Here is a 13,321-nt window from a genome sequence, read left to right as displayed (position 1 = left end):
TACACTTTTCGCGGAACCAGACGGCCGATGCGTGGGTTGATCGGGCACAGCAGAATACTGCATTGCCCGACATTCCCAACAAAGGACGGCCCGATGAAAACGAGCCTAACGATCAATGGCACAGAGCATCAGCTTGACGCCGACAGCCGCACCACATTGCTGGACGCGCTGCGCAACCACCTTGACCTGACCGGCACGAAAAAGGGCTGTGATCATGGCCAATGCGGGGCCTGCACCTTGATCGTGAACGGGCGGCGCATCAACTCTTGTTTGTCGCTGGCCTGCATGCACGACGGGGACGAGATTACGACGATCGAGGGGCTTGGTCAGCCCGGCAACCTGTCTGACCTGCAAGACGCATTTGTGAAACACGACGGTTTCCAATGCGGCTATTGCACCCCCGGCCAGATTTGTTCGGCGACTGCGATGCTGCAAGAGGTCAAGGACGGCTGGCCGAGCCATGTTAGCGCCGACCTGACCGGCGATGTGGACCTGACCAACGCCGAAATTTCAGAGCGGATGTCAGGCAACCTGTGCCGCTGCGCTGCCTATCCCAACATTGTCGACGCAATCCGCGAGACCGCGGAGGGGCGCAAATGAAACCTTTCGATTATATCCGCGCCGATAGCACGACCCACGCCACCCGCGCCGCGGGGCAGGGGGCAAATTTCATCGCAGGCGGCACCAATCTGCTGGACTTGATGAAGCTGGAGGTGATGGCCCCGCACAAGCTGGTCGATATCAACCGGCTGGACCTGCACCAGATTACCGAAGTCGACGGCGGGCTGCGCATTGGCGCGCTTGTCTCCAACTCTGATCTGGCCGCCGACATGACGGTGCGCAAACAGTATCCCGTGCTCAGCGAGGCGCTGCTTGCCGGTGCTTCTGGCCAGCTGCGCAACAAGGCCACGACGGGTGGCAATCTGCTGCAACGCACACGGTGCTATTATTTCTACGACACAGCCATGCCCTGCAATAAGCGCGAGCCGGGCACAGGTTGTCAGGCGATGGAAGGCGCGACGCGTCTGCACGCAATCCTTGGCACCTCTGACGCCTGTATTGCCAGCCATCCCAGCGACATGGCCGTCGCTATGCGCCTGCTGGATGCCGTGGTTGAAATTGAAAGCGCGGGCGGCGCGGTCCGCTCTGTGCCGCTGTCGGAGTTCTACCGCCTGCCGGGGCAGACGCCCCATATCGAAACCGTGCTTGAACCCTCTGACCTGATCATTGCTGTGACGCTACCAGCGCCCGCCAAGGGTGCGCAGACCTATCGCAAGGTGCGCGACCGGGCGTCCTATGCCTTTGCCATGGTGTCGGTTGCGGCGCGTGTGCAGATGGACGAAGGCACGATCACCGATGCGGCCTTGGCCTTTGGCGGCATCGGGTCGCAACCTTGGCGTAACCCGGCGGTTGAAAAGGCGCTGATCGGGCAAAAACCCAGTCCGGAGCTGTTCGCCAAGGCGGCTGACATCCTGCTCGCGGATGCCAAGCCGCAAAAGGACAACGCCTTCAAGGTGCCGCTGACGCGCCGCACCCTGATTGCCACTTTGAAGGAACTTTGCGGAAAGGACGCGGCATGAACGCTCATCTGAAAATGGACAAGCCGGACGACCGCAACCGGCTGGACGATATGGCGCAAGGCTTGCTTGGCACGGCGATGGACCGGCCAGAAGGGCCGCTAAAAGTAACAGGCACCGCGACCTATGCCCACGAGGCGCACCAGCCCGGCATGCTGCACGGCGTGCTTGTCCGCGCAACGATCGCCCGGGGCACGTTGGACGGGGTAGAGGCGGCAGCCGTTGAAAAGATGCCCGGCGTGCGCAAGGTGATGTGGGGCGACAAGTTCCTGCGCAACCCGGCGCAGGGTACGGCGAATAAGGCCCCCGTGCAGGGCAGTTCCGAGATTTACTATATCGGCCAGCCCGTCGCCTTGGTCGTCGCCGATAGCTTTGAGGCCGCACGCCATGGCGCGCAGTCGCTGGAATTGCGGATGACGGCAGGCACGGCGGTCCCAGATGCCAAAGCGGACGGTGTCGCGGTCGAGCGGCCAGAAAAGAAGCAATCCTCTATGGGTGATCTGAAGGCTGCGATGCAGGATGCCGCCTTTACCGTCGATCAGCGCTACACGACGCCGGGCCACAACTCTGCCCCGATGGAGCCGCATAGCGCGATTGCATGGTGGGACGGCGATCAGCTGACGCTGCATGCGTCGAACCAGATGCTGAAATACAACGTGAACGAGGTCGCGGACTCCCTTGGGATCGATCCCGAAAACGTTCACCTGCTCGCGCCTTATGTCGGCGGCGGGTTCGGATCGAAGCTGGGGATTTCCCCTGATGCCGTCGCGGCGGCGTTAGCTGCAAAAGAGCTGGGCGTGCCGGTGTCCGTGATGCTGACGCGCCAGCAGGTGTTCGAAAACGTGATGCGCCGGTCCGAAACGGCGCAGGACTTCCAACTCGCTGCCGACAAAGACGGCGTTCTGAGGGGGATCGGTCACACGGCCCGCGTGTCGCAGCTGCCGGACGAATCCTTCGCAGAACCTGTCACGCAGGCCACCCCTTTTCTTTACAAGGGTGAAAACCGCGAAACGCATATGGAAATCGTGCGTGTGAACCAGACCTGCGCCGGGTCTGTCCGCGCACCAGGAGAGGCCGTCGGCCTGACCGCGCTGGAAATCGCGATGGACGAACTGGCCGTCGCGACCGGCATCGACCCCGTGGAATTGCGCAAGCGCAATATCCCGGACCGTTCCCCGGGCGAGGACAAGCCGTTCTCGTCACATAAATTGGCCGAGGCGCTGGACGATGGTGCGGCCATCTTTGGCTGGGCGGACCGCAAGAAGGGCGCAACCGACGGCGAATGGCTGATTGGATACGGGATGTCATCCGCGGCGCGGGTGAACATGATTGGTGAAAGCCATGCGCGTGTGACCCTGAACCCTGATGGTACGCTGTTGATCGAAACCGATATGACGGATATCGGCACCGGCACCTATGCGATCCTAACGCAGATTGCCGGCGAAATGCTGGGTGTGCCGCAGGACCGGATCGAGACGCGGCTTGGCGATAGCAAACTGCCAAAATCCGCAGGCTCTGGCGGGTCGTGGGGTGCGTCCTCGGCTGGCTCTTCGGTCTATATGGCTTGCGAAAAGTTGCGCCAGACCATTGCGGCCAAGCTGAACTGCGACGAGGGCGATTTGACGCTGAAGGATGGCACTGCGACGTTTGCGAATAAACAGACTCCATTGACCGACCTGGTTGGCGATGCGCCGATGGTCGTCGAAGGCGCGATTGAGCCGGGGAAGACGCAGAAGGACTTTCGTCAGGCCACGTTCGGGTCATTCTTTTGCGAGGTCGGTGTAAATAGCGTGACTGGCGAAGTGCGCCTGCGCCGGATGCACGGAAGCTTTGCCGCTGGCCGCATCCTGAACGCGAAAACCGCGCGGTCGCAGTGCCTTGGCGGGATGACGTTTGGGATCGGCATGGCCCTGACCGAAGAGCTGATCCAAGACACTCGCGACGGTCATCTGGTGAACCACGATCTGGCGGAATACCACATTCCGGTAAACGCCGACGTGCCGCAGCTTAGCGTGAACTTCATCGCAGAGCGTGACCCCTACGCCAACCCGATGCAGGCCAAGGGCATCGGTGAGCTGGGGATTTGCGGCGCTGGTGCGGCGATCATCAACGCCATCTATGACGCAACAGGCGTGCGTGTGCGCGATTTGCCCGCGACGATGGACAAGATCCTGCCAGGGCTGCCGGACGTTTAATTACTGCGACTGCCGCTCGGCCAGCCCGGGCGGCAGAATTGCCATTCGTAATGCGAATATTGATTTAGTAAGGCGAAGGGGTTATATTCAAGGCGCAGGAGGATCGTGATGCAAGAATCAACATTGACCACAAAAGGCCAGACCACCTTGCCCCGCGATGTGCGGCAGGCGCTCTCGTTGCAGGCGGGTGACCGGGTGCGGTATCTGATCCTTGATGGCGGAGAAGTGCGTTTGATGCGCAGCCGGCCTGCGGCTTCGCTTGCCGGGATGCTGCGGCGCGATGGCGCGGCACCTGTCAGTCTAGAGGCGATGGAAGAGGCAATTGCCGCCAGGGGCAGTGACGGCAGGTGATTGCGATCGACACAAATGTGCTGGTGCGGTTTCTGACGCTGGACGATGCCGCACAAGCTGCGCTTGCTGTAGGGTTGATTGACACGCTCACGCCGCAGGCCCCTGCCTTTATCAGCCGCGAAGTTATGATTGAAACCGTTTGGGTGCTGGAACGCGCCTATCGCTTTGACCGCATGACCATCGCGCAGGCGCTTGATGCCGTGCTAGAGGCAGAGGAGCTTTTGGTCGAAAACCCTGACCGTGTCGGTCTTGCGCTGTCGCGATATCGCCATGGCGGGCCGGGGTTTGCGGATCAGATGATCGCGCTGGCCGGGCGCGATGCGGGGGCCGCGACCTGCTACACGTTCGACCGCAAGGCTGCCGCTTTACCTGAATCGACCTTATTGGCGTGAACATCGCTGCGTGACCCGCGTGCAACGCGGTTGCCGCCGGGGTTGAAACCCGCGTAATTCAATCCGTAACGAAGCGGCACAGGATCCCAACAATGACCAATCCGATTGACGCGCCCGCGACGGGCCGCTGGCGCGCGCTTGCTTTGATCTGTCTTGGGGTCGTGGGCGTCATGACAACGTGGTTTTCCGCAACAGCGATCATTCCAGAACTGGTATTGGATTGGGGTCTAAGCACATCGCAAGCGGCATGGCTGACCAATGCGGTGCAGCTGGGGTTCGTGGCCGGGGCCATGGCGTCAAGTATCGTGAACCTGCCCGATATGGTGCGCATGCAAACGCTGATGGCCGTCAGCGCCTTGATCGCTTGCGCGGCGAACGCGGCGCTTTTGCTGGACCCGTCGCCGGGCGGCGCGATTGCGGCGCGGTTCGTCACCGGGATCGCGCTGGCGGGCGTTTATCCCCCCGCGTTAAAGCTGATGGCGACGTGGTTTTTGCGGGGGCGCGGGCTGGCGCTGGGGTTCTTGATCGGGGCGCTGACCCTTGGATCGTCCATGCCGCATTTGTTCCGTGCCTTGACCGCGGGCATCGCTTGGCAGGCGGTTGTGATCGCCACATCGCTGGCGACGCTGGCGGCTGCGTTCCTATTTGCGACGGCATTGCGTGAAGGACCGCACGGTTTTGGCCGCGCGACATTCGATCCGCGCCAGTGCCTGCGAGTGTTTACGCAAAAGCCGTTAATGTTGGTAAACCTCGGCTATTTTGGCCACATGTGGGAGCTTTATGCCATGTGGGCGTGGTTTCTGGCCTTTGGGGCGGCTGCGGCGCAGGGCGGCATGACACCGTTCCCGTTCGGCTCTGCGTCGATGCTGAGTTTTGTCGTCGTCGGGTCGGGTGTGATCGGATGCATCTTGGGCGGCGTGCTGTCGGACCGGATCGGACGCTGCCTGACGACGGCGGGGATGATGGCCGTGTCGGCGGTCTGTGCGCTGCTGATCGGGTTCACCTTTGACGGGCCGGGGTGGTTGCTGGCGCTTGTCGCGATTATCTGGGGCATTTCCGTCATCGGTGATAGCGCGCAGTTTTCAGCTGCGGTGACCGAGCTGGCTGATCAACGCTTTGTCGGCACGGCTGTGACCTTGCAGCTTGGCTTTGGCTTTGCGCTCACCGTGGTTGCCATCTCGATCATGCCGATCGTGGCAGAGTGGTTGGGCGGTTGGCAGTGGGCCTTTGCCGTGCTTGTCCCCGGTCCAGCGATCGGTGCTTTTGCGATGATGTGGCTGCGGCGTCTGCCAGAGGCTGCGGCCTTGGCCGGAGGACGGCGGTAGGGATCGACGCGGCTTTGCCGCGCCGATCCGCGGGGGGCTTTGCCCCCCGCACCCCCCAAGATATTTTTGACCAGAAGAAGGGTTGGTTAGACTGATGCGGCCGCGCGAGACAAATGCGGGATAAGGGGCAGCAGATCCGCTTGCAACGCGTGGTAGATGTCGGGTTTTCCGATGAATTGGTGCTGTGCAGGTTTGCCGGCGTCGTCCAGTTCGGGAAACCAGCCGCCATGATCTGGGTCAATGAGGTGCGACTGGGCAAATTGCCAGAACGAGCGATAAAGCGCTTCGTCCTGAGGATTACGGTCGAGTTTGATAAGCGCGGCAAGGGCACCGATCGCCTCTGTCACGGGCCACCAATAACGGTCGGGGCGGTCAATCTGGCCGTCTTTGAGCGTATAAGCAAAGCCGCCGTCGGGGCGCCGAGCGTCGGTGATGGCCTGCAGGATCAGATGGCGGGCGGCCTTGGGGGCGGTGTCGCCTTTGCGCCCGGCCAAATCCCAATGTTGCAACGTCAGGCGGCCCAGTTCCATGCTATGACCGGGGGTCGTACCAGCGGGGCGGAACATGGGATTGCCCGCGTAAGCCGGATCAACGGACCAGTCTTGGGTGTAGTGTTCTGGCAACCGCCAGCCATTTGCAGGGGCCATTTGGTGGACGAAAAAATCAATGATCCGGCCGGCGCGGTCCAGATAGCGCGCCTCTCCCGTCGCCTCGAACGCAGCGAGGTGGGCCTCTACCCCGTGCATATTCGCGTTCATACCGCGGTAGGTGGAAAACGGCGTCCAGTCGCGGTTGAACTCGTCAGCGTAAAGGCCGTAGGCCTCTTCCCAAAAGTGGATGTCCAGCACTTGGGTCACATCGGCCAGCAAGCGGTCTGCGTCGGGGTGCCCCGCCTCTTTTGCTGTGGATGCCGCTAGCAGGACAAACATGTGCCCGTAGGCCAGTTTGCTGGCATCCGCGGCGCTGCCATCGCGGGCGACGGACCACAGATAGCCGCCGTGCTGGGTGTCGCGGTGCGCTTGCCAGAGATAGGCCATGCCCGCATCGATGACCGCGTCGCAATCGGCAAAACCGAAACATTTCGCCAGCGCAAAGGAATGAACCATACGCGTCGTTGTATGCAGCTCTTGCGGGGCATCTGGCAATGGCGTGCCGTCCCAGCTGGGCAGGTTAAAACCACCATCAGCGCGGAGCATCTGGCGAAACACATCGAGTTGACGCTGCGCGTCGTGGCGCAAAAACGCGCGGTGTGCGGTGTTGTCGATCCAGAATCCGGTATCGGTATCTTGGCCTATCTGCATGGTGCCCCCTATCGGGCTGCGGATGCACGCCCGGTCATGGGCACACTTATGGGGCGCCGCGGCGGCAGATGTGTAGCGCAATTTGTCAGGGGCGCCGGGTGGGCTGCCAAATAAGCTTGCTTTCGTCTGCGATTTTGGACCAGTTTGATACACGGGTCGGCGATGGCGTCGCCAGCATTTATATGCGCGCCCGGAACCCTAATTCCTGAACGCCGGGATTTTTCTTTGCTGCTTTGCGGGTAGAAAGGTCACTCTTTCACGCGCGCTGCGGCAAGTTGATGAAGGAGCCAGTCATATGGATCGTCCAGAGTTCTATCGTTTTCATCAAGGTGAAAAAACGCTGCCCTTTGCGCCTGCGGAATACCAAGCGCGCCTTGCGCATTTGCGCCGCGACATGCAGGCGAATGGTGTGGAGGCTTGCGTTTACACCTCTATGCACAATGTCGCGTATTATTCGGGGTTTCTGTATTGCGCCTTTGGTCGCCCCTATGCGCTGGTCGTAACGCAAAGCGCGGATGTGACGATCAGCGCTGGCATTGATGCGGCCCAGCCGTGGCGGCGCAGTCATGGCGACAACATCACCTATACGGATTGGCAGCAGGATAATTATTGGCGCGCCGTGCTTTCGGTCACCGGACCAAACAAGGTGATCGGCTGCGAATTCGATCACCTGACCATCACCCAACGTGCCTTGCTGGACCGATTTTTGGCCCCAAAGGATGTCGTGGATATGGCACCCATCACCATGTTGCAGCGCATGCATAAATCAGCAGCGGAAATCGACCTGATCCGGTCCTGTGCACAAGTGGCTGATGTCGGGGGCTATGCTGTCAGGGACGCGATCAAGGCGGGCATCCGCGAAATTGATGTGGCGATGGCAGGCCGGGACGCGATGGAGCTTGAGATCGCAACGCGTTTCCCGGACGCGGAATACCGCGATACTTGGGTCTGGTTTCAATCGGGCATCAATACAGATGGCGCGCATAATCCGGTGACAAGCCGCAGGCTGGAACGGGGCGATATTCTTAGCCTCAATACTTTTCCGATGATCAGCGCCTATTATACGGCGCTGGAACGGACGCTTTTTGTCGAAACGGTTGACCCGGCAAGTCTGAAGATTTGGGAGGCCAATGTCGCAGCGCATACCTTTGGTATGAGCTTGCTAAAACCGGGTGCGCGCTGTTCCGACGTGACCGCGCAGATCAATGCATTCCTCGCGGATCGCGGCCTGCTGCAATACCGCACCTTTGGCTACGGCCATTCGTTCGGCGTGCTGTCGCACTATTATGGCCGCGAAGCGGGGCTGGAGCTGCGCGAAGATATCGACACTGTCCTAGAGCCGGGCATGGTCATTTCGATGGAGCCGATGCTGACAGTGCCAGAGGGGACGCCCGGTGCGGGCGGTTACCGAGAGCATGATATCTTGATCATAACCGAGGACGGCACCGAAAATATTACCGGCTTCCCCTTCGGGCCGGAATTCAACGTCATCGGTTAGGTGCACAATAAGCAGAAGGCTGCATGGCCTTCTGCTTTCAGACGCAATGCTAATGTTTAAAACAAGCATTCAGGGTCGCATGCGCGCGATAGAATCCTCTAACTAAGTTGGCCCCGTGCAGAACGACACCCAACACCTTGGGGCCAGCTTGCCACTTGCGAAGTTTTGCCGCCGCGTTAGGCTTTATGACAAAGGCTCAAGTGATATCGAAGGCCGCCAGAAAGCGGTCAACCGCGCGGGTGATGGCTTTGGTCGGATCATCTGGGCAGGGCACCTGATAGATGTGCTGGCGGATGCCGATGTAGACAATGCCGCCGTGCAAATTCCATAGATCCTCGATCTCGATACTTTGTGGATCAGGTGCAGCTGCCTGCATTTCCGCAAGGAGCGGGCCAAAGATCACGCGGCCTAAATGGTCTAGGTAGCGACGGTTCAATTCAGCCCCCGCGAGACCCGAAAACATAAAGATGCGCATCCATTCGTATTGAAAAATCAACTTGCTGTAGTCGTCGTAGAAATGCAGCACGCGGTCGCGAATGGACCGGTTCCGATCCGTCAATAGCGTCGGCCAATCATCGGATAGGCGGTTCAGATACACATGCTCGTAGACGGCTTCCAGCAGGTCGGACTTTGCCGCGAAATAGTTGAACAGCAGCGACTGCGTGACGCCCAAACGCTTGGCCAGATCGCGCGTGTTTCCCTCTAGCCCGACATCGGCAAAGAACGCGACGGCGCCTTCAACGATCTGGCGGCGACGTTCGTCGGGCGGCAGGCGGCGGCGGTCTGGGGCGGGCTGGGTGTCCATAGCGTGCTTCTTAATACGAGGTGGTCTGAAAATACCACTTGCAATAGTGTGCCAACTAATGATCGTATGATCAATAAGGTTGATCGATTGATCAACAATCGTGCTGGAGGGCGCGATGAAATGGGAGGAGAGATGCCGTGAAAGCATCAGTTGGCGGGTATGCCCGCGCTACGGATCTCCGTCATGCGCTTGATCTGCTGGCGCAAAGTGACGGGATGGGGCGCGTTCTAGCGGGCGGGCAAAGCCTGATCGCCGCAATGAATATGCGGCTGAGCACCGGCGATCTGCTGGTCGATATCAACCAGATCGCAGCGCTCAAAGGTGTCACGCTTGACGGCGACCGTCTGCGGATTGGCGCACTGACCCGCCATGCAGAGGTCGCAACAGACCCGCTGATCGCACGGCACGCCCCCCTGCTGCGCCGCGCCACAGACCTGATTGCCCACGCGGCCATTCGCAATCGCGGCACCATCGGCGGGGCGATTGCCCACGCCGATCCGGCGGCTGAATTTCCCGCCTGCGCGCTGGCCCTTGATGCCACCATTCATGTCGACGGGCCGGACGGGCCGCGCGATATTCCCGCTGCGGATTTCTTTGAAGGCCTGTTTGAAACCACGATCCAAGACGGCGAAATTCTGACGGCCATCAGCCTTCCAATTGCCGAAGACGGCGAATGGCAAGTGATCCACGAACTTGCGCGCCGCTCTGGCGATTATGCGCTGGCGGGGCTTTGTGTTGTTCGGCGCAAGGCCGGGCATCGGATCGTCTGCATCTCGGTCGGATCGCACCCCGAATTGGTGCCGGATGCCATGGCGCGGATGGATGCAGGCGATATCGACGGCGCCGTTGTCGCCCTGCGCGCGGCGATCGATCCGCCGTCCGACACGCAGGCCAGCGCCGCTTATCGCCGCCACCTCATTGGCGTCTTGTTGCAGCGCGCCGCCGCTGACCTGAATGGAGAGCCCCAATGACCGCCGTCTTTTCCGATCGCATCGATATCGCCCTGCGCGTCAATGGCGAAGAGGTCGAGGCCCGCGTGCCAGCCGGGCGCCATTTGGTTGATTTTCTACGCCTTGATCTGGGCCTAACCGGGGCACACGCTAGCTGCGAACACGGTGTTTGCGGGGCCTGCACGGTCAAGGTGGACGGCCAAGCGATCCGGGGTTGCTTGATGCTTGCCGCGCAGGCCGATGGTGCCGACGTCTGGACCGTCGAAGGCCTGAGCGACACTGGCGACCTGTCCGACCTGCAAGCGGCTTTTGTTGCGCGCAACGCGCTGCAGTGCGGTTTCTGCACGCCGGGGATGTTGGTCGCAGCACAGGAACTGCTGGCGCAGCCCGGTATTCCCAGCCGCCACGCCATTCGCGAACATTTGTCCGGTAACTACTGCCGCTGCACCGGTTACGAGGCCATCGTTGATGCAATCGAAAGCACCGCACAGGCGCGTGCGGATCGGGGGGTGGCATGACCATGCGTTTCGGCAATCCTGACCGGCCCAACAGCTATATCGGTAAGACCGTGCCGCGCCCGAATGCGGGGCGTCTGGTGCAGGGACGGGGCCGATATGTTGATGACATCGTGCTGCCGCGCATGGTGCATGTCGTCTTTGTCCGCAGTCCCTACGCCCATGCGAAAATCAAGGGTATCGACGCGTCCGAGGCGCTTGCGGTCAAAGGGGTGCTACGGGTCTTTACCGGCGCTGACATCGCAACGGTTTGCACGCCATGGGTTGGCGTTTTGGCGCACCTGAAGGGGCTGAAATCGCCCCCCGAATATGCCATCGCCGTGGACCGCGCCGCATGGGTCGGAGAGCCCGTCGCGGCCGTCGTCGCAAGCACGCGCCTAGCCGCAGAAGAAGCCGCCGCGCTGGTCGATGTCGACTATGACCCGCTGCCAGAGGTCACCGATATGATGACCGCGCTGGACGATGCCACACCCGTTTTGCACCCCGACATGGGCGACAATCTGGCGTTTGAACGCACTCACGTCGAGGGCGACATCGATGCCGCCTTTGCCAGCGCGCACAAGGTGATTGAGGCGCATTTCAAGACAGGTCGCCATACTGGCGTTACGCTAGAACCGCGTTCTATCCTTGTGGATTGGAATCCGGGCGAAGGTCATATGACTGCGTGGCACGCGACGCAGGCCCCGCATATGGTTCAGGTCGTGTTGGCAGAACACCTTGGCATGCCGGAATCCCGCGTGCGGGTGATTTGCGGCGATGTTGGCGGGTCGTACGGGATCAAAGTTCACATCTATCCAGACGAGGTCGCGACAGCGGCGATCGCCAAAATCATGGCGCGTCCGGTCAAGTTTATCGCTGATCGGCTTGAGAGTTTCACCACCGATATCCACGCCCGCGATCATGAAATCTGGGGCCGGATTGCGGTGGCAGAGGACGGCGAGATCCTTGCCTTTGACATCGACGACTGGACGGCGATTGGCGCCTATTCGGTTTATCCGCGCACCTCGGCGATTGAGGGTAATCAGGTCGTGAACCTGTGCGGCGGGCCATATGATTTCAAGAACTACCGCGCCAAGACGACCGTGGTGTTCCAGAATAAAACGCCCACTAGCCAGTACCGCGCGGTAGGCCATCCTATCGCGGTCACCGTGACCGAAGGTCTGGTCGATATGGCCGCCGCCGCCCTTGACATGGACCCGGTTGCGATCCGGCACCGCAACCTATTTGCTGATGACGCCTATCCAGCGACGTCACCTGCAAAGATGCGGTTCGAAGGGTTGTCGCATCATGCCAGCCTGACCAAACTGGTGGACCTGATGGACTACGACGCCCTGCGCGCCGATCAGGCCGCGGCAAAGGCGCGCGGGGTCGTGCGCGGCATCGGCATCGCCAGCTTTATCGAACTCACCAACCCCTCGCCCATGATGTACGGCATTGGCGGCGCCCGCATTTCGGCGCAGGACGGCTGCACTGTGCGCATGGATCCCGACGGCAGCATCGTCGCAGCATCGTCCGTCACCGAACAAGGGCAGGGGACCGAGGCGATGCTGTCCCAGATCGTCGCCGAAGGCGTCGGCGTGCTGCCAACGCAGGTCCGTATTGTCACGGGTGACACGCAATCCACACCTTACGGCGGTGGCACATGGGCGTCACGCGGCGCGGGCATCGGCGGAGAGGCGGCTTTGCAAGCAGCCAAGGCGCTGCGAAATGCGATCCTAGAGGTCGCAGGCGCGATGCTGCAATGCCCGCCCGATACGCTGGATATTCGTGATGGCGCGGTAGTGAATATGTCGGACGGCGCAGACCGCATGCCGCTGTCTGAACTGGGCCGTATCGTCTATTTCCGCGGCGACACGTTGCCCAAGGGACTGCCAAGAGAGCTGGTTCAGACCCGGCATTATACGCCCGCTGACTATCCTTTTGCCTTCACCAACGGCGTGCAGGCGTCTTATGTCGAGGTGGACACCGACACGGGCCACGTCAAACTGCTCAAGCATTGGTGCGTCGAGGATTGCGGCCGTGTCATCAACCCACAGCTGGTTGATGAACAAATTCGCGGCGGCATCGTGCAGGGGTTGGGCGCTGCCCTGTTCGAGGAATTGCATTACGACGCCGAAGGCCAGCTGCTGAACGGCTCTATGGCGGATTACCTTGTCCCCATGGCGGGCGAGATGCCCGACATGATCATCGCCCACGTCGAAACGCCCACGCTTGAAAGCGAGCTGGGTGCAAAAGGCGCAGGAGAGGCCGGCACAGCTGGCGCAGCGGCGGCTGTTATGAACGCGATCAACGACGCGTTGCGGCCGTTCGGGGGGGAGGTGACGGCGATGCCGTTCACACCGGAACGGGTGCTGCGGGGACTTGGAAAGCTACAGGACTAAACCGGGCCAATCGGCCCACAAGGGAGGAATA

At 61.0% G+C, this 13,321-nt stretch carries 12 protein-coding genes; 10 read left to right on the top strand and 2 right to left on the bottom strand.

Annotated features, from left to right (window positions below; translation table 11 throughout):
* Window positions 1-93 precede the first annotated feature (93 nt).
* The 6 genes from BM131_RS09715 to BM131_RS09690 all read left to right on the top strand — a co-directional run bounded on the left by BM131_RS09715 (window position 94) and on the right by BM131_RS09690 (window position 5,840).
* Window positions 94-600, top strand: coding sequence for a 2Fe-2S iron-sulfur cluster-binding protein (locus BM131_RS09715; RefSeq protein ID WP_090188938.1), 507 nt, complete (start codon window positions 94-96; stop codon window positions 598-600).
* Window positions 597-1,580: an FAD binding domain-containing protein gene (locus BM131_RS09710; protein WP_090188936.1), complete on the top strand. Its 984-nt coding sequence runs from the start codon at window positions 597-599 to the stop codon at window positions 1,578-1,580. Before BM131_RS09715 ends, BM131_RS09710 begins: the two co-directional genes overlap by 4 nt.
* Window positions 1,577-3,772 carry a xanthine dehydrogenase family protein molybdopterin-binding subunit gene (locus tag BM131_RS09705; protein WP_090188935.1) on the top strand — a complete coding sequence of 732 codons (2,196 nt, stop codon included), beginning with the start codon at window positions 1,577-1,579 and terminating at the stop codon, window positions 3,770-3,772. Before BM131_RS09710 ends, BM131_RS09705 begins: the two co-directional genes overlap by 4 nt.
* A 108-nt stretch (window positions 3,773-3,880) precedes the next feature.
* Window positions 3,881-4,123 (top strand): AbrB/MazE/SpoVT family DNA-binding domain-containing protein, encoded by a 243-nt coding sequence (locus BM131_RS09700; protein ID WP_090188933.1) that lies wholly within the window; start codon window positions 3,881-3,883, stop codon window positions 4,121-4,123.
* On the top strand, window positions 4,120-4,515 hold the full coding sequence (locus BM131_RS09695; RefSeq protein ID WP_090188931.1) for a type II toxin-antitoxin system VapC family toxin: 396 nt from the start codon (window positions 4,120-4,122) through the stop codon (window positions 4,513-4,515). Before BM131_RS09700 ends, BM131_RS09695 begins: the two co-directional genes overlap by 4 nt.
* A 92-nt stretch (window positions 4,516-4,607) precedes the next feature.
* Window positions 4,608-5,840 (top strand): MFS transporter, encoded by a 1,233-nt coding sequence (locus BM131_RS09690; RefSeq protein ID WP_090188930.1) that lies wholly within the window; start codon window positions 4,608-4,610, stop codon window positions 5,838-5,840.
* 86 nt (window positions 5,841-5,926) lie between these two features.
* Here the strand turns inward: BM131_RS09690 and BM131_RS09685 are convergent, their stop codons facing one another.
* Window positions 5,927-7,141 (bottom strand): AGE family epimerase/isomerase, encoded by a 1,215-nt coding sequence (locus BM131_RS09685; RefSeq protein WP_090188928.1) that lies wholly within the window; start codon window positions 7,139-7,141, stop codon window positions 5,927-5,929.
* Window positions 7,142-7,436: 295 nt separating this feature from the next.
* On the opposite strand from BM131_RS09685, the gene BM131_RS09680 reads away from it, so the two are divergent.
* The gene (locus tag BM131_RS09680) at window positions 7,437-8,639 is read left to right on the top strand and encodes a M24 family metallopeptidase (protein ID WP_090188926.1); all 1,203 of its coding nucleotides are present in this window, start codon (window positions 7,437-7,439) and stop codon (window positions 8,637-8,639) included.
* Between the two features lie 196 nt (window positions 8,640-8,835).
* On the opposite strand, the gene BM131_RS09675 is transcribed toward BM131_RS09680, so the two are convergent.
* The gene (locus BM131_RS09675; RefSeq protein ID WP_090188925.1) at window positions 8,836-9,444 is read right to left on the bottom strand and encodes a TetR/AcrR family transcriptional regulator; all 609 of its coding nucleotides are present in this window, start codon (window positions 9,442-9,444) and stop codon (window positions 8,836-8,838) included.
* A 137-nt stretch (window positions 9,445-9,581) separates the two neighbouring features.
* Between BM131_RS09675 and BM131_RS09670 the strand changes: the two genes are divergently transcribed.
* Genes BM131_RS09670 through BM131_RS09660 form a run of 3 tightly spaced genes read left to right on the top strand, consistent with a single transcriptional unit; the run spans window position 9,582 to window position 13,290 of the window.
* Window positions 9,582-10,415 (top strand): FAD binding domain-containing protein, encoded by an 834-nt coding sequence (locus BM131_RS09670; RefSeq protein WP_090188923.1) that lies wholly within the window; start codon window positions 9,582-9,584, stop codon window positions 10,413-10,415.
* The gene (locus BM131_RS09665) at window positions 10,412-10,912 is read left to right on the top strand and encodes a (2Fe-2S)-binding protein (RefSeq protein WP_090188922.1); all 501 of its coding nucleotides are present in this window, start codon (window positions 10,412-10,414) and stop codon (window positions 10,910-10,912) included. The genes BM131_RS09670 and BM131_RS09665 overlap by 4 nt, the downstream gene beginning before the upstream one ends.
* Complete coding sequence (locus tag BM131_RS09660) at window positions 10,909-13,290, top strand: xanthine dehydrogenase family protein molybdopterin-binding subunit (RefSeq protein ID WP_090188920.1); 2,382 nt, start codon at window positions 10,909-10,911, stop codon at window positions 13,288-13,290. Before BM131_RS09665 ends, BM131_RS09660 begins: the two co-directional genes overlap by 4 nt.
* The last annotated feature ends 31 nt before the right edge of the window (window positions 13,291-13,321 follow it).

Origin of the sequence: Loktanella salsilacus (assembly GCF_900114485.1) — a bacterium.
Lineage (GTDB): Bacteria > Pseudomonadota > Alphaproteobacteria > Rhodobacterales > Rhodobacteraceae > Loktanella > Loktanella salsilacus.
This window is presented reverse-complemented; position numbering and strand designations above follow the sequence as displayed.

What these genes read in the sequence shown, in the direction of transcription:
- BM131_RS09715 (WP_090188938.1), top strand. Translation starts at nt 94, where the DNA reads ATGAAAACGAGCCTAACGATCAATGGCACAGAGCATCAGCTTGACGCC.
- BM131_RS09710 (WP_090188936.1), top strand. Translation starts at nt 597, where the DNA reads ATGAAACCTTTCGATTATATCCGCGCCGATAGCACGACCCACGCCACC.
- BM131_RS09705 (WP_090188935.1), top strand. Translation starts at nt 1,577, where the DNA reads ATGAACGCTCATCTGAAAATGGACAAGCCGGACGACCGCAACCGGCTG.
- BM131_RS09700 (WP_090188933.1), top strand. Translation starts at nt 3,881, where the DNA reads ATGCAAGAATCAACATTGACCACAAAAGGCCAGACCACCTTGCCCCGC.
- BM131_RS09690 (WP_090188930.1), top strand. Translation starts at nt 4,608, where the DNA reads ATGACCAATCCGATTGACGCGCCCGCGACGGGCCGCTGGCGCGCGCTT.
- BM131_RS09685 (WP_090188928.1), bottom strand. Translation starts at nt 7,141, where the DNA reads ATGCAGATAGGCCAAGATACCGATACCGGATTCTGGATCGACAACACC.
- BM131_RS09680 (WP_090188926.1), top strand. Translation starts at nt 7,437, where the DNA reads ATGGATCGTCCAGAGTTCTATCGTTTTCATCAAGGTGAAAAAACGCTG.
- BM131_RS09675 (WP_090188925.1), bottom strand. Translation starts at nt 9,444, where the DNA reads ATGGACACCCAGCCCGCCCCAGACCGCCGCCGCCTGCCGCCCGACGAA.
- BM131_RS09665 (WP_090188922.1), top strand. Translation starts at nt 10,412, where the DNA reads ATGACCGCCGTCTTTTCCGATCGCATCGATATCGCCCTGCGCGTCAAT.
- BM131_RS09660 (WP_090188920.1), top strand. Translation starts at nt 10,909, where the DNA reads ATGACCATGCGTTTCGGCAATCCTGACCGGCCCAACAGCTATATCGGT.